Origin of the sequence: Nocardia sp. NPDC051911, assembly GCF_040681035.1 — a bacterium.
GTDB lineage: Bacteria > Actinomycetota > Actinomycetes > Mycobacteriales > Mycobacteriaceae > Nocardia > Nocardia sichangensis.
Genome location: NZ_JBFAXY010000022.1, coordinates 91,723 through 116,639, shown reverse-complemented (window position 1 = coordinate 116,639; position 24,917 = coordinate 91,723). Strand labels below are relative to the sequence as shown.

General features: G+C 66.8%; 21 protein-coding genes and 2 pseudogenes. 16 read left to right on the top strand and 7 right to left on the bottom strand.

Going from position 1 to position 24,917, the window contains the following annotated elements; all coding sequences use genetic code 11:
* Positions 1-4 precede the first annotated feature (4 nt).
* A complete protein-coding gene (locus tag AB0L97_RS25460; protein WP_364433914.1) occupies positions 5-535 on the top strand; it encodes a type VII secretion system-associated protein in 531 nt (176 codons plus the stop codon).
* Between the two features lie 45 nt (positions 536-580).
* Here the strand turns inward: AB0L97_RS25460 and AB0L97_RS25455 are convergent, their stop codons facing one another.
* Genes AB0L97_RS25455 through eccD form a run of 4 tightly spaced genes read right to left on the bottom strand, consistent with a single transcriptional unit; the run spans position 581 to position 7,793 of the window.
* Entirely contained in the window at positions 581-874 is a 294-nt protein-coding gene (locus AB0L97_RS25455; RefSeq protein ID WP_364433911.1) for a hypothetical protein, read from the bottom strand.
* Between the two features lie 25 nt (positions 875-899).
* Positions 900-4,934 carry a type VII secretion protein EccCa gene (gene eccCa / locus AB0L97_RS25450; protein WP_364433908.1) on the bottom strand — a complete coding sequence of 1,345 codons (4,035 nt, stop codon included), beginning with the start codon at positions 4,932-4,934 and terminating at the stop codon, positions 900-902.
* 11 nt (positions 4,935-4,945) lie between these two features.
* A complete protein-coding gene (gene mycP, locus AB0L97_RS25445) occupies positions 4,946-6,343 on the bottom strand; it encodes a type VII secretion-associated serine protease mycosin (protein ID WP_364434000.1) in 1,398 nt (465 codons plus the stop codon).
* Positions 6,336-7,793 (bottom strand): type VII secretion integral membrane protein EccD, encoded by a 1,458-nt coding sequence (gene eccD / locus AB0L97_RS25440; protein ID WP_364433905.1) that lies wholly within the window; start codon positions 7,791-7,793, stop codon positions 6,336-6,338. Before eccD ends, mycP begins: the two co-directional genes overlap by 8 nt.
* Before the next feature lie 226 nt (positions 7,794-8,019).
* On the opposite strand from eccD, the gene eccA reads away from it, so the two are divergent.
* The 13 genes and pseudogenes from eccA (at position 8,020) to AB0L97_RS25375 (ending at position 20,705) form a co-directional block, all read left to right on the top strand.
* Positions 8,020-9,840, top strand: coding sequence for a type VII secretion AAA-ATPase EccA (gene eccA, locus AB0L97_RS25435; protein WP_356967624.1), 1,821 nt, complete (start codon positions 8,020-8,022; stop codon positions 9,838-9,840).
* Positions 9,841-10,329: 489 nt separating this feature from the next.
* A complete protein-coding gene (locus AB0L97_RS25430; protein ID WP_364433901.1) occupies positions 10,330-11,145 on the top strand; it encodes an SDR family oxidoreductase in 816 nt (271 codons plus the stop codon).
* Positions 11,146-11,236: 91 nt separating this feature from the next.
* Entirely contained in the window at positions 11,237-12,463 is a 1,227-nt protein-coding gene (locus AB0L97_RS25425; RefSeq protein WP_364433898.1) for an acyl-CoA dehydrogenase family protein, read from the top strand.
* A 2-nt stretch (positions 12,464-12,465) separates the two neighbouring features.
* Positions 12,466-12,612, top strand: a complete 147-nt coding sequence (locus AB0L97_RS25420; RefSeq protein WP_355074394.1) for a hypothetical protein — start codon at positions 12,466-12,468, stop codon at positions 12,610-12,612.
* Between the two features lie 34 nt (positions 12,613-12,646).
* The gene (locus tag AB0L97_RS25415; protein ID WP_364433997.1) at positions 12,647-13,648 is read left to right on the top strand and encodes a phosphotransferase family protein; all 1,002 of its coding nucleotides are present in this window, start codon (positions 12,647-12,649) and stop codon (positions 13,646-13,648) included.
* Between the two features lie 81 nt (positions 13,649-13,729).
* A pseudogene (locus tag AB0L97_RS25410) lies at positions 13,730-14,140 on the top strand (zinc-binding dehydrogenase); the annotation flags it as partial.
* Between the two features lie 96 nt (positions 14,141-14,236).
* A complete protein-coding gene (locus AB0L97_RS25405) occupies positions 14,237-14,926 on the top strand; it encodes a TetR/AcrR family transcriptional regulator (protein ID WP_355074393.1) in 690 nt (229 codons plus the stop codon).
* 607 nt (positions 14,927-15,533) lie between these two features.
* The gene (locus tag AB0L97_RS25400) at positions 15,534-16,418 is read left to right on the top strand and encodes a hypothetical protein (protein ID WP_364433894.1); all 885 of its coding nucleotides are present in this window, start codon (positions 15,534-15,536) and stop codon (positions 16,416-16,418) included.
* Between the two features lie 35 nt (positions 16,419-16,453).
* A complete protein-coding gene (locus AB0L97_RS25395) occupies positions 16,454-17,377 on the top strand; it encodes an alpha/beta hydrolase (protein ID WP_364433993.1) in 924 nt (307 codons plus the stop codon).
* A gap of 133 nt (positions 17,378-17,510) precedes the next feature.
* Positions 17,511-18,215, top strand: coding sequence for a hypothetical protein (locus AB0L97_RS25390; RefSeq protein WP_364433891.1), 705 nt, complete (start codon positions 17,511-17,513; stop codon positions 18,213-18,215).
* Between the two features lie 263 nt (positions 18,216-18,478).
* Complete coding sequence (locus AB0L97_RS25385) at positions 18,479-20,008, top strand: long-chain fatty acid--CoA ligase (RefSeq protein ID WP_364433888.1); 1,530 nt, start codon at positions 18,479-18,481, stop codon at positions 20,006-20,008.
* 39 nt (positions 20,009-20,047) lie between these two features.
* Positions 20,048-20,371: pseudogene (locus AB0L97_RS25380) on the top strand (TetR family transcriptional regulator); the annotation flags it as partial.
* 136 nt (positions 20,372-20,507) lie between these two features.
* Positions 20,508-20,705: a hypothetical protein gene (locus tag AB0L97_RS25375; RefSeq protein ID WP_364434009.1), complete on the top strand. Its 198-nt coding sequence runs from the start codon at positions 20,508-20,510 to the stop codon at positions 20,703-20,705.
* On the opposite strand, the gene AB0L97_RS25370 is transcribed toward AB0L97_RS25375, so the two are convergent.
* The 3 genes from AB0L97_RS25370 to AB0L97_RS25360 all read right to left on the bottom strand — a co-directional run bounded on the left by AB0L97_RS25370 (position 20,702) and on the right by AB0L97_RS25360 (position 22,726).
* Positions 20,702-20,908 carry a hypothetical protein gene (locus tag AB0L97_RS25370; RefSeq protein WP_364434006.1) on the bottom strand — a complete coding sequence of 69 codons (207 nt, stop codon included), beginning with the start codon at positions 20,906-20,908 and terminating at the stop codon, positions 20,702-20,704. The genes AB0L97_RS25375 and AB0L97_RS25370 overlap by 4 nt on opposite strands.
* The gene (locus tag AB0L97_RS25365; RefSeq protein WP_364433990.1) at positions 20,869-21,216 is read right to left on the bottom strand and encodes a CSLREA domain-containing protein; all 348 of its coding nucleotides are present in this window, start codon (positions 21,214-21,216) and stop codon (positions 20,869-20,871) included. Before AB0L97_RS25365 ends, AB0L97_RS25370 begins: the two co-directional genes overlap by 40 nt.
* A gap of 154 nt (positions 21,217-21,370) precedes the next feature.
* Positions 21,371-22,726 carry an MFS transporter gene (locus AB0L97_RS25360; protein WP_355074381.1) on the bottom strand — a complete coding sequence of 452 codons (1,356 nt, stop codon included), beginning with the start codon at positions 22,724-22,726 and terminating at the stop codon, positions 21,371-21,373.
* Between the two features lie 533 nt (positions 22,727-23,259).
* Here AB0L97_RS25360 and AB0L97_RS25355 point away from each other — a divergent pair.
* Together AB0L97_RS25355 and AB0L97_RS25350 are read left to right on the top strand one after the other, a co-directional pair.
* Entirely contained in the window at positions 23,260-23,934 is a 675-nt protein-coding gene (locus tag AB0L97_RS25355; protein ID WP_364433884.1) for an ABC transporter substrate-binding protein, read from the top strand.
* The gene (locus AB0L97_RS25350; protein WP_364433881.1) at positions 23,862-24,917 is read left to right on the top strand and encodes an ABC transporter substrate-binding protein; all 1,056 of its coding nucleotides are present in this window, start codon (positions 23,862-23,864) and stop codon (positions 24,915-24,917) included. Before AB0L97_RS25355 ends, AB0L97_RS25350 begins: the two co-directional genes overlap by 73 nt.

The window sequence follows — 24,917 nt, the reverse complement described above, 5'->3', positions numbered from 1 at the left end:
ATCAATGACCGAGCAGAGCAACGACAACGACGCGGAATGGCTGTTCCTGATCGATCCGGGCTGGCAGCCCGCCGACGAGGACGATCGCCCGCCCGCACACGCGGTGCTGGGTGGCTGGTTCGTCGATACCGCCGGCACCGCAGGCGAATTCCAGCCCAATCCGGACTATCGCCCCGCCGACGAGGCGTCGTTCATCGACCCGATCGACGCGACATTGCGGCTGGTCCTGGAGAAGCGGGCCGAACCGGGCCAGCTGCTGGCGACCCTGCGCGGTGCGGTGGTCGGTGTCGCGGTCGACGAGAACGGCAATCCGGTCGTCGCGGCGTCCCCGGATCAGATCCCCTGCGTGCTGGTGACCTCGGCGCCCGAGCACCGCAGGCACGCGCAGGTCGAAGGCTGGACCGAGGTCTCGATGGCCGAACTCGCCGCGGCGCTGCCGGAGGAGGGCATCGATGTCCTGATCAATCCCGGCGCTCCCGCATCGATGCGGCTGCTCGCCGGCGCGGTCAAGGCGGCGGTCGCGGTCGCGACCTGAGCGTGTGGTCGCTGAGCGGGTGTGCGCCGGCTCAGCGACCGTCGTTCAGAACCGGGATTCCTCGAAAGCGTCGGATCGGCGGCGCATTTCGGCGATTTGCTCGGGCGTCAGGAGCCGGTCGGGTACCGGTTCGTCGCGGCGCGTGAAGCCGGGCCGGGCGAGCAGTGCGGCCAGGGCTAGTACCTGGAGATCAGCCGGCGCCACCGTGTAGCGACCCGCGGCATCGACCATGCGCGCGTCGACGACGATGCACACGCTGCCGACCGCGACGACCGGAGCTCGATCGCCGCGCTCGGCCACGATCCTCGGCAGGTGCGCGGGGACGCTCGGCTCGTTCATCACAGGCCTTTCCGATCGGACCGGATCACAGGGCGGGCAGCTGACAGATCTGGACGAGCTCGCGCCCACGCGTGCGTGACACCAGCATGCCCCGGCCCGGCGGATACTGCGCCGGGCGGACGTCACCGAGCAGCACACCCTCGTCCTTGGGGGTGCTCATCAGAATGCCGTCGACCGACATGTCCTTGAGCGGGCCAAGGACATTGTCGTAGAGCGCACGCGACGCGCCACCGGCTCGCCGCGCGATCACCACATGCAGGCCGATATCGCGGGCCTGCGGGAGCAGATCGATCAGCGGCAGCAGCGGATTGTTCGACGCCACCATGTCGTAGTCGTCGACGATCACATAGACCTCCGGGCCGGTCCACCAGCTGCGTTCCCGAAGCTGCGTGGGGGTGATGTCGGCGCCCGGCATCCGCTGGGACACAAATCCCGCGACCTCTTTGAGGGTCGGGACCGAGGTTTGCGCCGAGGTCGAATATCCGGCCAGGTGCGGGCCATCGATGGCGCCGAGCATGGTGCGGCGGTAGTCGACCATAATGACCCGGGCATCGTTCGGGCTGCAATTCTCCACGATTCCCTGCGCGATATTGCGCAGCAGTGTGGTCTTGCCGCACCCGACGTCGGCGAAGACCAGCAGGTGCGGTTGCTCCTGGAAGTCGAGCACCTTCGGCGCCAGTTCCGATTCGCTCAGTCCGATCAGGACCCGCTTGTTGTCCAGGCGCAGGCCCTGCGCTCGTGCGGTTTCCAGCACCTGCGCCCGGTCCAGTTCCAGCGGGAGTTGGCGCACGGGGGGTGCGTGGCGGTCACCATAGACCCGCGCCAAGGCTTCCTTGGCCGCGACGACGCCCTCGGCGAGGGTTCTCGGGTCGACGTCGGTGTCGAGGCGGGGCAGCGCGATCAACATGTGCAGTTTGTCGGGAGTCATGCCGCGGCCCGGGCGATTGATCGGAACGCCCACTGCCGCGCGGCGATCCATCTCCGAGTCCGACGGGTCGCCGAGGCGCAGTTCGATCCTGGTGCCGATCTGGTCCTTCACCACCGGCCGGATCTCGGCCCACCGGTTGGCGCCGAGCACGAGGTGGATGCCGTAGGACAGACCGCGCGCGGCCAAACCGAGCACCTGGCCTTCGACGATGTCGAAATCCTCCCGGAACGCCGCCCAGCCGTCGATGACGAGGAAGACATCGCCGAACAGGTCGGCCGAGAGCGGGTGCGCCGCGCGTTCGTCCTCGGGCAGCTGGGCGAGCCGCGCCTTCAGTTTCCGGAAGTCGCGCATGTTCTCGATGCCGAGGTCGAGAAAGCGGCGTTCACGCTGCCGCAACAGCATGCTGAGTTCGGCCACTGTCCGCCGGACGCGGTCGCCTTCGAGGCGACCTGCCGCCGACCCGACGTGCGGGAGACCGGTGAGCGCGGACAATGTGCCGCCACCGAAATCGAGGCAGTAGAACTGCACCTGCTCGGGGGTGTGGGTGGCCGCCGCGGCCGTGATGATGGTGCGCAGGGTGGTCGACTTGCCCGACTGCGGCCCACCGACCACCGCGATATTGCCCTGGGCGCCGGCCAGATCGATCGTGAGGACATCGCGCCGCTGCTCGTAGGGCTTGTCGACGATGCCGATCGGCAACCACAGATTGCCGTTGCGGTTGCTCTCCGAACGCCAATCCTGTTCGGGCAGCAGCATATCCACGGTGGGCGAGATGTCGAGCGGCGGCAGCCAGACTTCGTGCGCGGGTCTGCCGTGCCCGGTCAACCGCTCGACCACCACCTGCAGCAGTGACTGCTCGTGCGTGGGGGCGGGGGCTTCGGTCGCGGTCTCGCCGAGCAGTTCGCTCAGGTCCGGCAGTTCCACCGGGACCGGCTGCGCCGCGCGGACCGCGACGGCCGCGGCGGTGAAGAGGTCGACCGCGCCCGCTGTGCCGGTCGCCTCGGCGACGGCACGGTCACCGGCGGGCGGCACATAGGTGCCCGACACGTAGGTCGCGTTGAACCGCAGCGGGTCCGAGGAATCGCTCTTGAGATATCCGGCGCCGGGTTGACCGGGCAGGTGATAGGCGTCGGTGATGCCGAGCACCTGGCGGGACTCGCCGGCGGAGAAGGTGCGCAGGCCGATTCGGTAGGACAGGTGCGAGTCCAGACCACGCAGCCGGTTCTCCTCGAGGCGCTGCGATGCCAGCAGGAGATGCACCCGCAGCGATCGCCCGAGCCGGCCGATCATTACGAACAGTTCCGCGAAATCTGGTTTCTGCGAGAGCAATTCGGAGAACTCGTCGACGATGATGAACAGCGCGGGCAGCGGATCGAGCTGGGCTCCGTTGGTGCGCGCCTTCTCGTATTCGGTGACGTTGGCGAAGTTCCGGGTCGCTCGGAGCAGTTCCTGCCGGCGCGTCAATTCACCGGCGAGAGCGTCACGCATGCGGTCGACCATCGAGAGTTCTTCCTCGAGATTGGTGATCACCGCGGAAACATGGGGGAGAGGGTCGAGGCCGAGGAAGGTCGCACCGCCCTTGAAGTCGACCAGGACGAGGTTGAGCAGATCCGGTGAATGGGTGGTCACCATCGACAACACCAGCGTGCGCAGGAACTCCGACTTGCCCGAACCTGTGGCACCGATACACAGTCCGTGCGGGCCCATGCCGCTTTCCGCGGATTCCTTGATGTCGATCTCGACGGGCGTGCCGTCGGGAGTGACGCCGATCGGAACACGGAGGCGTTCGCGCGCGGATCGAGGCCGCCACACGGACTCGGCGTCGATCGTCGCGGCGTCGGGAATCGACAGCAGCGACATCAGACCGGGATCGCCGGAGACGTCGTCGCCGAGATTGACGATCTGGGCGGTGGTGGCGATCCGGAACCGAGCCATGGCGCGCGCGAAGATGGCGGCCACCTCGGGGCTCAGCCGATCGGGACCCGCGAAATTCTCCACCGACCCGCCGGTGCGCGCGCCGATCACCTCCTCGTCGACGACCAATTGCAGGCCGCGCCGGACCGCGAGCCCGGCTGGTGGCGCGGTCAGGTCCAATACGGTGACCGAGTCGAGGCCCGCGTCGCTGATCGTGCGCTCGGAACCGCTGACATAGCCGTCGTCGATGACGACGACCACGTGCAGCCGGCCCGCGGTGGGCGGTGCGTTGCGCAGGAACCGGCCGCGCTCGAGCAGGTCCTCGCTCAACGCGGTCTCCAGCTCCGATAGCGACTCGTAAACCATGCGCGCCGCGCCGATCCCGTCGCGGTCTCGCGGATGTTGCAGGTGTGGAAGCCATTTCGTCCAACGCCAGGCGTCCGCATCGGGGTCGGCGGTGACGATGGCGAAGATCATGAAGTCCGGACCGTGAAAAGTCGCCAGCTCCATCAGCATCGACCGGAGCAGCGCGCGCCCGTGCTCCCGCGGGCCTTCGATGTTGACCGCGGGGAACGCGCGCAGCGAGATGGCGGTCGGCAGGCCGTGCACGACCGAGTGAGTGCGCACGAACCGGCGCAGCGCCACCGTCGCCACCGGTTCCAGGTCTTCGAGCGGGCCGGTCTCGGGCCTGGCCAGCTTGGTGGCGATGCGATGGCTGCCGACGCCGATCCGGACATGCCCGAAGTCGGAATCGCCGGGCCGGCGTTCCCACATCCGCCGTGTGCCGATCAGGGCGTGCAGGTCGACCGGGTGGGGGTGGCTCCAGATCAACGCCGCCCGCTGCGCAGTGCCGGTGCCGCGGACGTCACGGCGCAATTGATCGAGGTAGCGGAAATAGTCCTTGCGTTCCTCATTGAGCTCGGCGGCCTTCTTGCCACCGCCACCGGTGCGACCGGCGAACATGCCGACCATCGACATCAGCATCATCATCGGAAACATCATGGCCATGGGGTTGGTCAGCATCGACCGGCCGCTCATGGTGAAAATCAGCGCCATCATGCCGACCATGGCGACCACCATGACCAGCGGAAGCAGGCGCTGCCACAGCGGGCCGGGCACCGGCGCGGTGATCTCCGGCGGTGCGTTGAGCACCACGTCGCCGCCGGGCGGCCGCGGCGGGGCGATCCGGGCCAGCCGAATGAAACCTTGTGTACTCATAGCTGTTCCGTTCAGTCGTCACCGGGCAGAACGAGCGGCATGCGCTGCTTGCGGCGGAAGGGGATCGACAGCGTCGAGAAGATGGCGAGCAGGGTCAGGCAGATCGCGGCGCCCGTCACGCCGATGCGCCGCGGCCACGGGTTCACCGGTGCGATCGGGGCCGGGCCCGCGATCTGTTCGCCGGCCGCCGGATCATGGAGCGGCGGATTCGGCAGTACGGCGGTGAGCGCGGCTACCGGATCGACCATGCCCGCGCCGATCCGGGCGTCGTGGCCATCGCCGGGTGCATGCGCCGTGCCGATGATGCGATCCATCACCTCTTTGGCGGACAGCTGCGGAAAGCGTGCGCGCACAAGGGCCGCCAGGCCTGCGACGTAGGCGCTGGAAAAGCTGGTTCCCGCCACCGGCGATACCTGACCGTCGGCTTGTGGGGTGCCGTTGACCAGGCCGGTGGCACCAGGTTTGCTGTCGAGTGAAATCAGGTTGCTGCCGGGGGCGGCCACCGAGACCCACGGCCCGTACAGCGTGAACGGCGACGGCGAGCCGTCCGGCTCGACCGAGGCCACCGAAAGGACATAGGGCGAGAACCACGCGGGCGTCGCGATCGTTCTGACCGAATCCCAGCCGGCGCCGTTCTGCTGCTTGCACGCGCCCTGCGATTGCAGGTTTCCCGCCGCCGCTACCACGACGACATCGCGGTCGTAAGCGTATTTCAATGCGGCGCCGAGCATCCCGTCCACCGGGCCGGCACCGGCGGGCCGGCAGGACACTTCGGAGATGTTGACGACCGTTGCGTGCAGATCCACCGCGCGGACCACGGCATGCGCCAGGGTGGCGACGGTGCCGTACCCGCCGGCCGACATGCCATCGGGCCGGTCATTGCCGTAGCTGTTCTTGGCTTGATAGGCCAGGCTGGTCTGCCGGATCGCGAGCACCGTGGCTCCCGGCGCGACACCGGCGAAACCATCGCCACCGTCCGGGGACGGGTGTGCGGCGATGATCCCGGCGACCAGGGTGCCGTGCCCGTCGCAGTCGGTCGTGCCGTCGGAATCGGAGACGTAGTCCCCGCCCGCGTCGACCGTCAACCGCGGATGGCGAGTGACTCCGGTGTCGATCACCGCGACAACCTGTCCCGCGCCGCGACCGAATTCCCAGGCAGCGGCCAGCCCGAGCGCCTTTTGGGCGGCGGGCACCCCAGCCGGAGGTGGTCCCGTCCAGTTGGGTTCCGAGCACAGCAGTCGCTGTTGCGAGGGTTCCGGCGGGGCCACCGGGGCGCCGGTGATCAGCAGGCCCGGATCGACCCCGGGCGGAGCGACGGCCCTGGCTGGACCGGTGGGCAGCAACGCCGCCGTGATCGTAAGTGCCGCGACGGCGAGCGCGGCCGGTGCCGATCGTGCGTGGTCACGCATTGCGGGCCAGGGCATAGACGTCGATGATCCAGAACACCAGTGGCCCGATCAGGCAGATCATGAGGTACTCCAGCAGCTCGCCGGCCCGCTGCACGACCGGCGAGATCTCGAGCTTCGGCCCGGCCACCCCGATCAGCAGCGCGAGTGCCGCGACGACGAGCAGCGCGCCCGCAGCGGGCAGCGCGGCATCGGTGAGTTGGGTGCCGAGCAGCACCATCGGCGGGATCAGCGCCGAGCAGCCGCCGAGCACCAGCAGCGCGGCCTGGGTGAGGTCGGAGAAGGCACGCCCGCGCCGGGCCAGCACGATGCCGACCGCCACCGCCAGCAACGCGGTCTGCCAGAGGTGGTCCCGGGCCGTCGCGACCACCATGATCGTCGCGATCACCGTCACCGTCACGATCCCGGCGATCATCCCGGACTGATAGTCGTTGGCCCGGCGGGCCCGTTCGCCCAGCCCGGCCGCCGAGGGAATCGAGGTCGCGCCGATCGCGCCGATGCCCTCGATGGTCGGTCGGGGCTCATGGTCGCGCGGATCGATCACTCCGCCCGCGGTCGGCACCGGCGGCACCGGCAGCCGCGCTGCCGCGACCGCGATCCGCGGCGTCAGCGTGATGCCGAGCAGTGCGAAAAAGATGACTCCGGCCGCGGTTTTGGACGGTGCCACCTGCCATACCGTGGTCGTACCCGCGGCGCCGAGGCCGAACGCCGCGATCGTGATGACGGCGGTGAACATGGTTGGGCGCACCGCGATCACCCGCATCGCGACCGTCGCGAGCAGTATCGTGACGGCGCAACTCAGCAGCAGGTGCGGTGCGCCCGGCAGACCGGGCACGAGCGCCGCGGCCCCGGCGCCCATCAGCAGCAACCCGCACAGCGCCAGGACCGTGGCGGGCAGTGTCGCGGCATACCACCGGGCGACGAGCCCGGCTCCGACCAGGACGAGGAGCCCGAACCCGCTGCCCGCCGCGCCAGCCCATCCGCCGGCCCCGTGTCCCGCCGCGTACAGCAACAGGAGGCAGGCGCTCGCGACCGCGGCGATCGCGCCGCCGAGCCCGGCCAGGCCCGCGGACTCGGCGGTCCAGCCGCGAAACGAGTTGTCGGTCAGCCGGGCCACGGCGTCGATCACGTCATCGAAGAGCGCCGGGGAGTCGACCGAATCCACTGCGGCCAGCACCAGCAGGTCGCCGTCGAAGACCTCGGCCTCGGTGAGCGTCCGGACCGGGTCGATCGCGGTGTGGCCCAGCCGGGACAGCGTCCAGTGCCGGGCGACCAGCGGCCCGTCCTCCTCGTGTTCGGACAGGTCCGGATTGCGAGAGGCGATGAGTGTCACCACATCTGGAATGAAAGTGGCGATCGGGATCGTGGCGGGCAGCGCGACATCGACCTGAGTATTCCCGCCGATCACCGAGACTCTGCACAGCTGCGGCTCGATCGCCGTTGACTCGATCACGTGATGACTCCCGAATTCCCTGGTTACGACGATCAGGAAGGTAGCAATCACGGTGCCGCGCGGCGGTGGCCCGAGGCGGAGTTCGCTTTGTCGTAACCCGCGGTGTGGCAACGACATGCGGTTATCGCGTCGAGCCCGCGCGGCGGGGTGAACTGTCCGTGAATGGCCGGTGCTCGCCGTCCGGGTTCGCTGGGCTGGACAGCCGAGTCCGCGCTAATTTCCGGGCATGTCAGCGATTCGGCAAGCGCAACAGGTCTTCGATGCGGGCGTCCTCTCGCTCGGTCTGATGGTCGACGGCCAGCAAGCCGCGAAGAATCTCGAGTACGCCAAGGTCGCCTTCCGCCGGGCGACCGAGCTCGATCCCGACATGTGCGACGCCTGGCTCGGGCGCGTCGCCGCCGGGGACGCCACCCAGGAAGTGCTACGCCAGTTACACCGCACCTCGACGACTTCGCATCTGCGTGAGCAGCGCCGTCTCGGTCTGCCGCCGCGGCAACTGGCCGGTCGGTTCCAGATCGGCCAGTACATCGACTATCCGATCGCCAGCCTCACCGAGATCTGGCTCGCCCAGGCGATGCATCTCGTCGAGGACCGGGATTTCGATGCGGCCGAACGCGTTCTCGACGAACTCGACGAGCGTCGCAGGCAGCTGACCGAGGATCCCGACCGTGCCGTCGACGACAAGGTCTGCGCCTATGCGCGCGGCGTGCTCTATTTCACCGGTCAACTGTGGCAAGAGGTGATGGGCGTGCTGGCCGGGTCGGCCGACTGGCAGGACCAATACATGGCGGCCGGCGCGCACGTCATGGTCGGCACCGCCTGCGCCCACCTCGGCCTCTTCGGCGAGGCGACCCGCAGGCTGGAACTGGCCGAGCGCGGCCCGATTCCGGCGGCCCGGACTGCGGCCATGTACTGCCGTGGGCTGGCGTTGCGCGAACAAGGCCACGAGGACGAGGCGCGGGCGTTGTTCGAGACCGTCTACACGCAGGTCCCCGGGTTCGCCGCCAACGCCACCGCGATGCGCGATCCCAAGTTCCGGATCATGGTGACCACCAAGGAACAGATCGAATCACGCACCGACCGTTGGGATCCGGCGTCCGCGCCGTCGCTGGCGGAGGCGGCCGAGGAGGAACAGCATCACAGGGCCGAGCTGATCCTGGCCGCCGCCCGCGCGGAACTGGCGGCGCAGATCGGCCTGGGTGCGGTCAAGGTGCAGGTCGCCAAGCTGCAGTCCTCGGCGATGATGGCCAAGATCAGGGCCGAGAAGGGCCTCAACAGCATGCCCCGCGGCCAGCATCTCGCCTTCACCGGCCCGCCTGGCACCGGCAAGACCACCATCGCCAGGGTGGTGGCCAAGATCTACTGCGGGCTCGGGTTGCTGAAGACCGACAAGGTCGTGGAGGCCAAACGATCCGACTTCGTCGGCCAGCACCTGGGTTCGACCGCGATCAAATCCAACCAGCTGATCGATTCGGCCATGGACGGCGTGCTGTTCGTCGACGAGGCCTACACCCTGATCCAGGCGGGCCTTTCCGGTGGTGACGCCTTCGGGCGCGAGGCCGTCGACACCCTGCTGGCGCGGATGGAGAACGATCGCGACCGCCTGGTCGTCATCATCGCAGGCTACGACGGCGAGATCGACCGCTTCCTGGCCAGCAACGACGGCCTGTCCTCCCGCTTCGCCAAGCGCGTGAAGTTCGACTCCTACTCGCCCGGCGAACTCTGCGAGATAGCCCAATTCATCGCCGCCAGACGCGATTCTGCCGTATCCGACGATGCGGTCGAACTGTTGCGCGAGTCGTGCGCGACGCTCTACGCCACCGAAGGCACCGACCAGAGCGGCCTGCCCCGCCGCGGCGTCGACCTCGCCGGCAACGGTCGATTCATCCGAAATGTCATCGAAAGTGCAGAGGAAGAGCGCGAATACCGCCTAGCCATGGACGACAGCCTCGACCACCGCGCGCTCGACGAAGAAACCTTGATGCGCATCGAGGCCGACGATATGCGCAAGGCACTGGAAGTGGTGCTCTCAACCCTGATGCCCTGAGTGCGAACACAACTGGAAGTAGCAGCATCTCGCCGAGCTTGTTGCTGCCCAGACGGCGAAGTTCGCCAACTTGTACGACGTCAGCCACGAGCGCGAGGACGTCGCGCGACTTGTGTCGGAACGGTCGAGGCGGATGCCGGGAACCTTCCACCAGCTACCGCGAGACAGGTATGAAACAGCATGAAGTCACCTCTTTCGTGACCCGTCTGCTGATTCCTTCGACATCTATCGAAGCGCACCTTGGTTGCTTCGCGCCACCCTGCGCGTTCGCAGGGAGCGGGGGTGGGTGGCGTGACCAACGGAGGTGTGGTCATGTCCGGCTCGCGATGAGGCGGCACTGGAGCCGATTCTCGGCGCGTGGCAGTGCTTGAAACTGACGTCGACTTCAACTATACAGATGTCAGGGGCCGCATCGGGTCCAGCTGGTAGTAGGAGCCGTCCGTTCGGATGTGGCGGCGCGCCCCCATCGACACGAAAGCAGGTTCGGTAGTGCAGGTTGCAGGCAAGGTCGCCATTGTCACCGGTGGCGGCGGAGGCATCGGCGGCGCTATCGCGCGGGCTCTCGTCGGTGCGGGTACCCGCGTAGTCGTCGCAGACCTGCACGCATCTACCGCTCAGGCCGTCGCCGACCGGATCAACGCCGACCATCCCGGTACCGCGGTGTCCGCCGGCGCGGACGTATCGGACACCGAGGCGATTCGCCAACTCATCGCGTTGGCTGACAAGCACTTCGGTCCCGTCGACATGTACTTCGCCAACGCCGGAATCGTCGGTGCGCCTGGGCTCGAGGCCGACGAAGCCGCCTGGAGCCTGGCGATCGACGTGAACCTGCGCGCCCACATCCGGGCCGCGCAGTTGCTGGTCCCGGCATGGGTGGAGCGGGGTGCGGGCTACTTCGTCAGCACCGCCTCCGCGGCGGGGCTGCTCACCCAGATCGGGTCGGCCACCTACGCGGTCACCAAGCACGCCGCGGTCGGTTTCGCCGAGTGGCTCAGCGTCACCTACGGAGACCAAGGGGTGCGGGTCAGCTGCCTGTGCCCACAGGGCGTCAATACGAAGCTGCTGTTCGGTGGGGAGTCCGGGGAAGTCCTCGGCGCCGCGGCAACCCGCGCCGTCACCAGCGCCGGTGAGGTGCTCGAACCGGCCCAGGTCGCGGCCGACGTGATCGCCGCGATCGACGAAGAGCGTTTCCTGATCCTGCCGCACCCGCAGGTGCTGGACATGTACCGGCACAAGGCCGCCGACTACGACCGATGGCTGCGCGGCATGCGGCGCTACCAGACGAAGGTGCTGGCGCAGGACTGAGGTCCTCCCGCGGCATCGACCTCGTCGAGGCTGTCGTCGGCCACAACGAGCGCCGCACCCCCGATTCCCTCCGGACCCGTCAGGAGTTCTCATGTCCCTGTTCGACATCTCCGAACGCGCCCAGCAGTTGCAGAACGAACTGCTGGATTTCATGGATGCACACGTATACCCGGCCGAGACCGTGTACGAGGAGCAGATGCGCGCGGCCGGCGATCCACATTTCCATCCGCCGATACTCGAGGAACTCAAGACCGAGGCGAGAAGGCGGGGCCTGTGGAACCTCTTCCATCCACATCCTGCCACCGGTGCCGGACTGACCAACCTCGAGTACGCGCCGCTGGCGGAGATCATGGGCCGCAGCCACATCGCGCCCGAGGCGTGCAACTGCAACGCCCCCGACACCGGCAACATGGAGGTCCTCGAGCTCTTCGGCACCGAGAAGCACAAAGAGAAGTATCTGAAACCCCTGCTCGACGGCACTATGGCGTCCGCGTTCGCGATGACGGAGCCAGGTGTGGCCAGCTCCGATGCCACCAATGTCGAACTGTCTATGGTCAAGGACGGTGACGAATACGTCCTCAACGGCCGGAAGTGGTTCGCCTCCAACGCCCTCCACAAGAACTGCAAGGTCATGATCGTCATGGGCAAGACCGATCCGGCCGCCCCGACGCACCGGCAGCAGTCGATGATGGTGGTACCGATCGACGCACCCGGTGTGACCGTGCTGCGCAACTTGCCGGTCTTCGGTTACGCCGACCGAGAAGGTCACGCCGAGATCGACTTCAAGGACGTACGGGTTCCGGTCGAGGACCTACTCAAAGGCGAGGGAGAGGGCTTCGCGATCAGCCAGGCCCGGCTGGGCCCCGGTCGCATCCACCACTGCATGCGTGCCATCGGCGCGGCCGAGCGCGCGCTGGAACTGATGTGCAAGCGCGCCCAGTCGCGCGTCACGTTCGGCAAGCCGATCGCCGACAATGCCAACATCCAGGACTGGATCGCCGAAGCGCGCATCGACATCGAGATGATCCGGCTACTCACCCTCAAGGCCGCATATCTGATGGACACCGTCGGTAACAAGGAAGCACAGACCGAGATCGCCGCGATCAAGGTCGCCGCCCCGGCCATCGCGCTGAAGATCGTGGACCGGGCCATCCAAGTGCACGGTGGCGCGGGCGTCACCGACGACTTCCCGCTCGCCATGTCGTACGCACACCTGCGGACCCTGCGCCTGGCCGACGGCCCGGACGAAGTGCACAAGCGCGCTATCGCCCGCCGCGAACTGCGCCAGTACCGCGACCTGCGACCGGACGGTATCTGAGCATGACTCCCATGCAGTCGCGTGCCAGAGCGTCTTTTCTGGATCTGAGCGGCAGAACCGCGATCGTCACCGGCGCTTCGCGCGGCATCGGCGGCCAGCGGCTCGGCGACGTGGTGCCCTACCGGAACGGAGCGACGCTCGGTGCCTGAGACCTCGGCGCGAGATGCGATCGGCATCGATCCGATGGCGGTCACCCGCTGGTTCGGCGACCTCGGGATCGAGTTCGCCGGCCGGCTGGGCTTCCACCGGATCGGTCTCGGTCAGTCCAATCTCACTTACCTCGTGCGGGACGACGCCGGTCGGCGCTGGGTGCTGCGCCGGCCCCCATTGGGGCGCCTGTTGGCCTCGGCACACGACGTCGCGCGGGAGGCGCGGATCATGTCCGCGCTCGCGGGCACTTCCGTCCCTGCACCGCGGATCCTCGGTGTCGCGGAGAATTCCGCGATCTCCGACGTGCCGTTGGTGCTGATGAACTTCATCGACGGCCAGGTCGTCGACACGATGGAGATCGCGGAGTCACTACCTCAGCGACGGCGTCGCGAGATCGCGGAGTCCCTGCCGCGCGCCCTCGCGCAAATCCACGCCGTCGACCTGGAGCGGACCGGACTGTCCGATTTGGCGAGCCACAAGCCGTACGCGCGACGCCAACTCGCGCGGTGGTCCGGCCAGTGGGAGAAGTCCAAGACCCGGGAATTGCCCGAACTCGACGATCTGACCCGCAGGCTGATGGCCGCGGTGCCCCAGCAGACCGAACTCGCGCTCGTGCACGGCGACTTCCACCTGCGCAATGTGATCGTCGCCCACACGAGCGGTGAGGTCATCGGCGTGCTGGACTGGGAACTGTCCACGCTCGGAGATCCGTTGGCCGACATGGGTTCTATGCTCGCCTACTGGCCCGAGCCGGGGGAGGACACGGGGGGAGACTTCCCGGTCTCCACACTCGCGGGATTCCCGAACCGGGACGAACTCGCCCGGATGTACCTCGACGAGACCGGCCGGGACCCGCAGGCGCTGAAGTTCTGGCACGCGCTCGGTCTATGGAAGGTGGCGATCATCGCCGAAGGTGTCCTGCGCCGGGCGATGGACACCCCCGCGAACAAGGCGGCAGCCGGCACCCCGACCGTCGAGCGCATCGATGCTCTGGTCCACAAGGCCATCGTTATCGCCGATGCCGCGGGGATATGAATCCCCGGCCATCGACACTTATCAGGAGAATCTTCTATGAAGGCATGACGCGTCAACGAACTCGGCGGGCCGCAGGACGTCGTGAAGCTCGAGGACGTCGCCAAGCCGACCGCCGGTGACGGTCAGGCAGGGTGAAGGTGTTGGCTGCTCCGGCCAACTTCCCGGACGTGCTGCTCTGTCGCGGCCAGTACCAGATCAAGCCGCCACTGCCGTTCACTCCGGGTGTCGAGCTCTGCGGCGAGGTCGTCGCGGTCGGAGCGGTGTCGGACGCGCCGTGGTCGGTGATCGGGTCGTCGGCACCACCGCACTGCCAAGCGGCGCGTTCGCGGAGTACGCGCTGATGAACCAAGCGAAGACTTCGTGCAAGCAGTCGAGGAGTTCACCGGCGGCCACGGCGCGGATATCGTTTTCGACCCGGTCGGCGGCGACGCCTACAGCGGGTCGACCGAGTGCATCGCCTTCGAAGGCCGGATCGTCGCGATCGGCTTCGCCCTGAACCGTGGCTCCGCCGCAATGGTCGACGTCGCCTGCGGTTCGCCGCGGCATGATCTGGCGAGCTCCGATGGTTGCGTTGCTATAACTGTTCCCATGTCACGATCGACCGCAGGGGACGAACACGAGGGCCCGCCGCCGTCCATGGCGAACTCCGCGCTGCTGCGCGAGCTTCCGGCCACCGGTCGGGGATTGCGGACGCGCTCGGCCTTGATCGCAGCTGCCCGTACGGTGTTCGAGCGTTCGGGCTACCTCGACACCCGGCTGGTCGACATCACCACAGAGGCCAAATGCTCGTCCGGCACCTTCTATACGTACTTCTCCAGCAAGGAGGAGATCTTCGCGGCTGTCCTCGAGTTGGCGCAGGAAGACATGATGCATCCAGGAATGCCGCATGTGGACCCCGACGCCGACCCTGCTGGGATCATCGAGGCGAGCAACCGGGCGTACTTCGAGGCGTACAAGCGCAATGCCAAGCTGATGGCGTTGCTCGAACAGGTAGCCAGCATCGATCCGGAGTTCCGCAAACTGCGTCGGCGGCGCGCGGAGGCGTTCGTTCGGCGAAACGCCCGCAGCATCGAGTCCCTGCAGGCGCGGGGACTCGCAGACACGGAGGTCGATCCGCTGTTGGCCTCGCGCGCACTGTCCGGGATGATCAGTCGGCTCGCGTTCGACTACTTCGTGACCGGTGAAGGCGCACCGGAGGATCTGAGGGTCGACCTGGACGAACTGACGCGCATCGGAACCCGGTTATGGGTCAACGCGCTGCGCATCTCCCCGCTGTGAGCCAGGCCCGTCCGAGCCGCACAAAGCACCTTTCAGGCGACCTCCGCGCTGAATGGTGCTCATCATTTCCCGCCTTTTCCGGTCGTTTCTGTGTGATTTTGTGTGTCGTGTGACCGGTCGCAGGCCGGTGTGCCAGACGGTGGTACTCGAACTTTCGGCGAACGGCGAACCGTCGTCTTCGACAATATAGCTCCCGGCCCACCGGCCGGGGTCGCCCCCGGCAAGGTCGTCGAAGCCCCCCGTGAGCCCTGCGGGTAGGGCGACAGCCGACACCGGCGCCTCCGGGGGTTCCGCCGTTCCGGCAGGACCGTAAATGACGTTGATTTCGGTTCGAGACTTGACGTAGGTCACAACTTGATGTTGAGTTCAGCTTCAATGTTCGGCCCGCCGGAGGGAGGGTCGAAGCCCAGATCCGAAACAACGACGATCGAGGGAACCGCATGGCCCCACTCCTGACTGTGAACGATCTGTCTCGCAGGCTTCTGGTCGCAGGCAGGCCGCTTCGCGAGGTCGGTGTCGCACCCGCCGCAAGCGAGGGCGCCGGCCCGGTCGGCGAGCGGCGATGAGTTCCGTGACCTTTCTGCCAGTCGAATTCGAAAGAATGACGATGTCCACTGTTTCGCCGGAGACCGCCCGGCTCACCTTCCGTGCTCTCGAACTGATTCACGGGATGATCTACTTCAGCCCGCACGGGCAGGAGTGCTATGCCGAAATCGGCTTGCAGGGGCGGGCCCCGACATATTTCGCGCCCCGCTCGGCAGCGATGGGCCCGGTACCCGCGGAAGTCGCCGTCGCGACATTCTTCAACTTCAATCCGGTGGCGGTGCGCTCCGCGCTGCCCGCGGCCTGGCACACCGCCGCGCCTGGGCACGTCCTGGAGGCGCGGTACGAGGCCGTCGACCGCTCGCTGCGCCAAGCATGGGGCGACGACGTCGACGGTCCAACGGTTCGGGAGGCGGCCGATCTCGCACGCCGTGCCGCGGAACGCGCCTGCGATCGGCCTCAGGGACGTCCGCTGTTCGCCGGACACGCGCAGCTGCCGTGGCCGGACGCTCCGCACCTGGTGCTGTGGCACGCGCAGACTCTGCTGCGCGAATTCCGAGGCGACGGACACGTCGCGCTGCTGTTCACCGAAGGCCTCGATGGTATGGAGGCGCTGATCACGCATGCCGCGACGGGGGCCATCAGCGCGGAAGTCCTCCGCGTCAGCCGGTACTGGAGCGAAGAGGAGTGGGCTGCGGGCATCGAGCGGTTGCGTGCTCGCGGGTGGCTTCTGAATGGGCCCGGACTCGCCCTCAGCGAGGAAGGGCGGCGGCGCCGGCAATCGATCGAGGACCGGACTGACCAACTCGCCGTGTACGCGTACGAAGCAATCGGACCGGAGGGGTGTTCGCGACTGGGCGAGTTGGGCATGCCGCTGACGAAGGCGGTTGCGCAGGCCGATCTGGGTTTCCCGGCCGAGCTGATCGCCCGGTACCGGGACGGCCGGTGACCGGGGCGCCGAGGCTCGAGCAGGAGGAGGTGCGGATGACGGTCGATGTTGCGGCGTGGCAGGCGCTCGGATCTCGGCGGATCGCCACGAACGGGATCGAACTGCGGGTCGTCGATCATGGCGAGGGACCGGTGGTTGTTCTCTGCCACGGATTTCCCGAACTCGCATTCTCGTGGCGTCATCAGGTTTTCGCCCTCGCCGAGGCCGGGTATCGCGTGATCGCCCCGGATATGCGCGGCTACGGAGGTAGCTCGCGGCCGTCCGAGATCGAGGACTACGACGTATTGACGATCTGCGCCGACCTGGTGGGACTGTTGAACGCCCTCGGCGTGGAGGATGCCGTGTTCATCGGACACGACTGGGGTGCCGCCGTGGTCTGGCAGATGGCACTGGCCTATCCCGGCCGGGTGCGGGCGGTGGCTGGACTGAGCGTTCCACCGGCGCCGCGCGCGCCGGTTCCACCGCTGGGGATTCTGCGTTCCCGGCTGGGAGATTCGTTCTACATGTGCTGGTTCCAGGAGCCGGGAGTCGCGGATGCCATGCTCGCGCAGGACGTTCGATGGACACTCCTCAATAACGACACTCCCTCGCCGCAGGCTCTGGCACGGCGGCCGAGCGGAGAACTACCGCGTCCCCCGTGGTTGTCGGAGGACGAGCTGCGGGTATTCGTTGAGGCGTTCGAGCACACGGGCTTCAGCGGAGGACTGAACTACTACCGGAACATGGACCGGAATTGGGAGCTCACGGCCCCGCTCGACGGTCACGTCATCACGCAGCCCTCGCTTTTCCTGACCGGTTCCAAAGATGCGGTTCGCATGTTCATGCCGGCCGAAACGATGACATCGGTCCTCGCGGATCTGCGCGAAAACATTGTGATCGCAGGCGCCGGCCATTGGATTCAGCAGGAGCGACCAGCGGAAGTCAACGAGGCGCTGGTGAAATTCCTCGATTCCATCTGATGTGGATGGAGTCGGGCGCGATGCGCGGGAGCGGTCGGAGACGGTTTCGTCGGCGGAACCGAATCGAATCGCACCCGTGCGTGTTCGCAGTCTCTCGAACGTCTGGTTCGAGGCACAAAGAAGAAGGAAAAAGATGAGGAAAACGATTGCAGCAGCGTCGCTGCTCGTCTCGACGCTCGGCATAACCGCCGGAACGGTATCGGCGGCACCGGCCGATACCGCGGCGGTCGGTTACAAGGTATCGGTCGGAGAGCGGTCATCGGTGATCGATCTCGCGGCCGGCTCGATTGCCGTCGAAGAGGGGGTGCTGAAGATCAAGGCCCCCGGCGGTGCTGTGGTGGCGGGTTCGGAATTGTCTTTCCGGGTCGATGATTTCGTCTTCCCGATCGCCGCCGATATCCGCGACCGCACTGCTACCTTGACGCCGCAGTTCGACCTCGAGCACGCCGCCTACAAGCCGGTGGCGCTGCCCTACGAAGACCAGGCTCCCTGGAAGACCCAGTACGACCGGGAACAAGCCGCTTGGGCGCGACTGTCCTCCACGATCCTCATGGGCGCGACGATCGGTACCGCCGTCGGCGGCATCGGCGGCGCGGCTGTCGGTTGCGTGCTGGGCGGGATCGCCGGGGCGACCGTCGCTTCCGCGGCGATTATCGGCTTGTTCGGAGGCTTCATTCCGGCAGCCGCCATCGGATGTGTGGGCGGAATCATGGCCCTCGGCGCGCTGGGGACGTTGGCAGGCCAGATTCTCGTCACCGCTCCGGTCGCGATCATGGCGGCAGTCCAGTACTTCACGACGATCAACCAGCCGATGCCGGCCCCGGCCCCGGCGAAGTGACGCCAACCCTGCCCAGCCGGTTTCGCCGGCTGGGCAGGGTCTGGGCTTTCATGACAGACTTCGCCGCCACGAAGCTGCCGAACCTCGGCTGGAGTGCGGACGAGGCCTCTCCGGTAGACCGTTAGCGGCTGTTCTGGTCGCATCACACGGTTTCCTTGCCGATGCGGTTGTCGCAGATTTCCCTTTTGACAGTTATTGAACTTGACGCCGAGTTCAATTACGGTGCGAGGGGGATTACCAGCTAGGCCAGAAGGAGGAATCGGATGGTCAACGTCGCCGGTCCGATGTGGAAGAACGCGCTCGATCGGCCCGAGGCGATCGCGATCAGGGCGCAGGGCGAGGAATGGAGCTATGGCCGGCTGAAGGACTCGGTGGCGGCCTTCGCCGGTGCACTGCGTGCCGCCGGGATCGACAGTCGCGACCGCGTACTGCTGGTGGCCCCGAGCGTCCCCGAATTCGTTGTTGCCTACCTGGGTGCGCACCTCGTCGGCGCCATCGTCATCACCATGAACACGATGGCGACCGGAGCCGAAATCGGCTATGTCCTCGACGATTCCACGGCACGCCTGGTGATCGCGTGGCACGAGGCGACGACATCGGCCGAGACGGCCACGCGGGAGCGCGGACTCCCGCTCTGGGTGCTCGAGCCGGGCGCACAGCGTGATCGGACGGAGCCGCTGTCCGAACCCGTCGATCTCGCCCCGGATGATGTCGCGGTTCTGCTGTATACCTCCGGTACCACCGGCAAGCCGAAGGGCGTAGAGCTCACGATCGCCAACCTGCACGCCGCGTCGACGATCTTGATCGACTACCTCGGGGTGACGAGCGAGGAGCGGATGGGCACCGCGCTGCCGCTGTTCCACGTATTCGGACAGTCGGTCGTCATGAATACCGCTCTGCACCTGGGTGCGTCGCTGTCGCTGCTGTCGCGGTTCGATCCCGGTCGCATGCTCGAGATGGTGCGCGCGGACGAGATCACCCTGATGTCGGGTGTCCCGACGATGTGGAACGCGATGCTGCACGCCGGAGGGGACTTCGGGCCCGAGCAGTTCGGGAGTCTGCGGATGGCTTCGTCGGGCGGTGCCTCACTCCCGGGGGAGGTCATCCGAGCTTTTCGCGCCCGGTTCGGCTGCGAGATCATGGAAGGCTATGGGCTTACCGAATCGTCGGGAATAGCGACGTTCAACCCCGTCGGGAAGGACCCGAGGGTGGGTTCTGTGGGTCTTCCGTTGCCCGGCATGCGAATCGAAGTCCGGGACGCCTCGGGCTCGGTACTCGCTCCCGGTGAGGTAGGCGAGTTGTACCTGTCCGGTCCGACGATCATGCGGGGATACTGGAACCGGCCGGAGGCCACCGCATGCGACCTGCGCGACGGCTGGCTCGCCACCGGGGATCTCGGCAAGATCGATGACGACGGCTATGTCTACATCATCGACCGGGCCAAGGACATGATCATCCGGGGCGGCTACAACGTCTATCCCCGTGAAGTCGAGGAAGTGTTGTACGGGCACCCCGATATCGTCGAAGCGGCGGTGATCGGTGTGCCCGACGAGCACTACGGCGAGGAGGTCGCCGCGGTGATCGCCCTGGCGCCCGGAGCGGAGCCGACACCGGATGAACTGCGGAGTTGGGCCAAGGAGCAGCTGTCGGCATACAAGGTTCCACACCTGTTCGCGTTCGTGGACCAGTTGCCGAAGGGCGCCACCGGAAAGATCCTGAAGCGGGCGATCGACTGGAAGTCGCTGCCAGGCCTGAACGATCCGGCGGACAGGGGAGCGGTTGCCCGTCGGTGAGCTGGGCGGCTTACGCCGTCGAGGTCTCCCCGCGCCTTGATGGGTGTGACGCAGGTGTCGGCAGGACAGGCCTGTCGTCCCTGCGTCACCCGGCTCGTGAAGTCTGTGCCGAGCCGTGCGCGCACTCTGATATGGAAGATGTGGGTGCGACGCAGGAAGTTGCTGGAACCGACTCTGACGACCTTGCCGCACAGCCTCGCTCGTGATCTGGTGACGGGGTCGCAGCGTCAGCGGCTGTTGTTCGGTGTGACCGTCGTTGTCGCGGATCGCGGCTATCTCACTGCGACGGTCGCGGATATCGCTGCCGCGGCGAAGGTTTCGCGCTGGACGTTCTATCAGCACTTCCCGGACAAAGAGGCGTGCTTTCTCGCCGCAGCGGAGACGGGTCGCGATCTGATGATCGATCATCTGGAGCAGGTGATGAGGCAGGTGCTCTCCGAACCGGTGGAGCCACTCGAGGCCCTCCGGCGCGGGATCCGGGCGTATCTCACCCTGTTGCGTGGGGAACCGTCGTTTGCCCGGCTCGTTCTATTTGGAGACCGCCGTGGCCGGGTCTCGTGCATATCTGGCGGTGACCGAGGCGACCAACGAGGCCGTGCGCCGGATCTTGCGTGACGGCGGGGATTTGCTCGCGCTCGAGGACGCGGTGATGTACATTCACCGCGCATTACTCGGGCTGGCTACGCCTGCCGACTAGGACACGACTGTGTCGCCTGCCCCGGTGAACTCGCAGGAAGCGTCGTCGCTGGTGTCGCCACCCTCGGAGACAATCCGCGCGAACGCCGTCGCGCAGTTGGCCGATGCGATACCGGAGATATTCGCCCTGATGGTGGAGTTCCGCACGGTCGGCGCGGTGACGTTCAGGTCTCCCGTGGTCGGATCGGCGTTGCGGCACTGCACTTTCTGCGGGTCGGGCGGTATCGCCAAACATAGCGGCCGACCGGCACCACGATCGTGCTGCCCGGACGGGCATTGGCCACCTGCACCGCGGCGCGCAGGGTGCAGGTACCAGAAGCCGTGCGGCACAATCGGCTTCCGAGATCGGCCGCGGTTTCGTCCGCAGTGGTGTCGACCGTGATCACCACCGGCGTATCCCCAGCGGGCGCGCTGTCGGCGTGGGCCGTTCCGGGGAATCCGCCTGCGGTTCCAACGGCCAGGGCTGTGATGGCAGCAGCGCCGGCCACCGCGGCAGATGTTCTCGTCCTCATGGGGGTCTTTGATCCAATCATGAACCTGAAGTTGTAAACGCTCGCGTCCAAGTCGGGTACGTGAGCGTTTACAACTTTGCGGCAGGCCAACGCCCAGTGGTGGCGTTTACGTGAATCCTGTTGGCAGTTACCCGGATTGATCAGACGATGCTGATCAGGACGGAACGGAGACGGAGGCGTTCCCGCCGGCCGTCGCGGGCTGACCGGCCGACACGGTTTCCGGCAGTGCCCATGCGCAGCCGAGCGTGCACAGCGCCATGACCATGAGGAAGGCGGAGACCGACGCTGTCGAACCGGTTGCCGCCAGCAGCGCGGTCATGAGGAAGGGCGTGCCACCACTGACGAGGATGGCGGCCAGCTGGTAGGACAGCGTTATGCCGGAGTAGCGGATTCGGGGCTCGAACAGTTCCGCGAGATACGCCGCCAACGGGCCGTACACCAGCCCGGAGCCGATGCCGCTGCCGACAGTGGTTGCGATCATGATCGCCGTGAGTGAGCCGCTACCCACCAGCCAGAAGAAGGGGAATGCCCACAGCGCCATGAGCGCTGCCCCGATCAGTATCAATGGGCGGCGACCCACACGGTCGGACAGCGAGCCGGCGAGATAGATGATGGGCACTCCGATGGCCGAGGAGAGCAGAGAGACGGCCAGCAGGCTGTTGCGGGCCAGGCCGAGTTCGCGCACACCGTAATCGAGCACACCGGCGACGCTGATGTAGAAGATGGCGTTCGTTCCGAACAACAGCCCGGCGCCGAGCAGAACCCGCTTCGAGCGCGTGCGCAGTACTTCGAGAATCGGGGCCTGCGCGACCGCGGTCGAGGCCACGGCAGCTTTGGTTTGCAGCCGGCGGAACTCGGGGGAGTCCTCGATGCGGAGTTGGATGAACAGCACCACCGGGAACAGCGCGGCGCTGGCCAGGAACGGGATACGCCAACCCCAGCTCAGAAAGTCGGCACCCTTGACGTATGCGCTGACCAGAAGGAACGCGCCGGTGCCCAGTAGCAGTCCCAAGGGCACGCCCATCTGGCCGAAGGTGCCCGCTTGGCCCTTGCGGTTCGGCTTGGTGGTTTCGGTGAGCAGCAGAGTGACCCCGCCCCACTGGCCTCCCACGGCGATGCCCTGGAGGAACCGCAATGCCACCAGCAGAATCGGCGCGGCCACGCCGATCGTCTTGGAGGTGGGCAGCAGGCCGATCGTGCAGGTGGATGCGGCGACCAGGATCAGGCACGAGACCAGTGCCGGCTTGCGGCCGAAGGTGTCGCCGATGTGCCCGAAGATCAGTCCGCCCAGTGGCCGTGCGATGAAGCCCGCCCAGAAGGTGCTGAAGGACAGCAAGGTGCCCATCAGCGGCGACGCATGGGGAAAGAACAGCTTGCCGAATACCAAGGCAGCGGCTGTTCCGTAGATAAAGAAGTCGTACCATTCGATCGAACTGCCCACCAGGGCAGCGGCCATGAGGCGCCGTAATTTCTTCTGGTCCGGGCTGCCGGAATCCGAATTCGGAGTCATACCTATCTCCAGGGTGAGAAACGAACCTGATGTGACGCGGGTCACCGTCAGTGGTCGGCACGCTACTTGAAGTTGACGTCGTATTCAATAGATTCCGCGAGATTCTCGGCATGCACTCCGGCATGGGCCGGTCCGGGGTGTGATGCTCACGCGACTGTGTGAGCGGGGAACCGGCCGGGCGCTGGACCACACGGTGATCCCGTTCCACCGTGCGGAGACCGGGCATTCCTGGTTTCACGAAAACTGAACGATTCTCGAAGACGAGCTTGGTTGTTCCGGCTACCGGCGCTGTGCAGACTGCACTGTGGATCGCCGGTGCGGTCCGCTGTCCGTCGAGCGGTGAAGGAGCGTGACCATGCGATTCGCGGTGTCCACGCGCTCGGCGGTGCGGCAGGCGTTCGCCGACTGTTGTCGCTGACGCGAAACCACTTCGCGCGCCGCTCCGGACGGTTTGTTCCCGGGGTTCTCGGCCACCACTTCGCCACCCACGGCATTCGCCGCAAGGGGACGGCCACTCGTCAGGAGTTTGTCAGATGTCATCACGCAGGTTCTCGAGGGCGGCGGCGCTCATCGCCGTCACCATCACCGCCGCGGTGCTGGCCGGATGCGCGGCGCCGGCCAACCGGGTCGCGGGCGGCGGCGACGGCGGCACGCCGGTCGCGGGCGGGACATTGCGGTTCGCGGTGCTGGACGCACCGGCCAACCTCGATCCGCATTCGGGCAGTTCCTACCCCGAATCGCTGATCACCAGCAATATCACCGACAAGCTGACCTACCAGAACCCCGAGACCGGCGCCATCGAACCGTGGCTGGCCACCTCATGGGACATCGATCCCGAGCTCACCCGATTCACCTTCCATCTGCGCGACGACGTCACCTTCAGCGACGGGTCGAAATTCACCGCGGATTCGGTGAAGGAGAACTTCGACCTGCTCGGTTTCGGCAACAAGGAACTCGGCATCGTGCCGGTGACCGCGTACTGGGTCGGCTACTCCGGCACCCGCGTGCTCGACCCGCGCACCGTCGAGGTAGCCTTCACCCGCCCGAATGCGGGCTTCCTGCAGGCGCTCTCGCTCTACTTCTCCGGCATCCTCGGGCACACACCACCCTGCAGCTGCCCAAAGAGCAGCGCAGCTTGCCGCAGAATCTGGTCACCACCGGGCCTTTCACCGTCACCGAGCACGTCTACCAGCAGAAGACGGTGCTGAAGAAGCGTTCCGGGTACAACTGGGCGCCTGCCAGCCGTAAACACAACGGCGAGGCGTATCTGGACGCGGTGGAGATTTCGGTGATCCCGGAGGCCGGTGTGCGCACCGGAGCGCTACGAGCGGGCCGGGTGGACGCGATCCTGGATGTGAACAACACCGACGAGGCGCCGCTGACCCGCGAGGGCTACCGGATCGTGCCGCAGCTCATTCCCGGTCGCGACATCGCCTTCGACTTCAAGACCGACCTGTTCCCCACCAACGACCGCGCGGTGCGCGAAGCGGTCAAGCTGGCCTGGAATCGCGACGCGCTGAGCAAGACCGTGCTCACTCCGAGCTACAAGGTGTCCAGTTCGGTGCTGTCCGAACGGGTGCCGGGCTACGTCGACTTCTCCGGCACACTGAAGCAGGACCAGCGCAGGGCCGAGCAGATCCTGGAGGACGCGGGCTGGCGCAGGGGCGCCGACGGCATCCGCGTCGACCGCGACGGCCGCAGGCTGGAACTGGCGCTGATCGGCATCAACAACCTGGTGAACAACAAGCCTGCCTACGAGCTGATCCAGCAGGACCTGCGCAAGATCGGCGTCGACCTGAAGCTGAACGTGCTGCCGATCCCGGACTACCAGGCCGCCATCACCCAGCCGCAGCGCTGGAACATCCAGGTGGCCAACCAGAGCCGCGCGGACGTCGCGGTGCTCGAACAGGTGTACTCGCCGCAGTTCGGCAACATGGCCAAGCTGGCCCAGGGCGATCCGGTCTACCAGCAGGCGATCGACACGCTCGGCGCGGTCAGCAAGACCATCGACCCGCAGCGGCGGGCGGCCGCGGCCCAGGCGGCGCAACGGTTCCTGTTGGAGGACCAGGTGCTCACCGTGCCGGTGTACAACCCGGCCCAGGTCACCGCGGCGAATCCGAAGGTGCACAACGTGGGCTACGAGGCGCAGTCGCGAAACGTCTTCTACGACACCTGGATCGAGCCGAGGTAA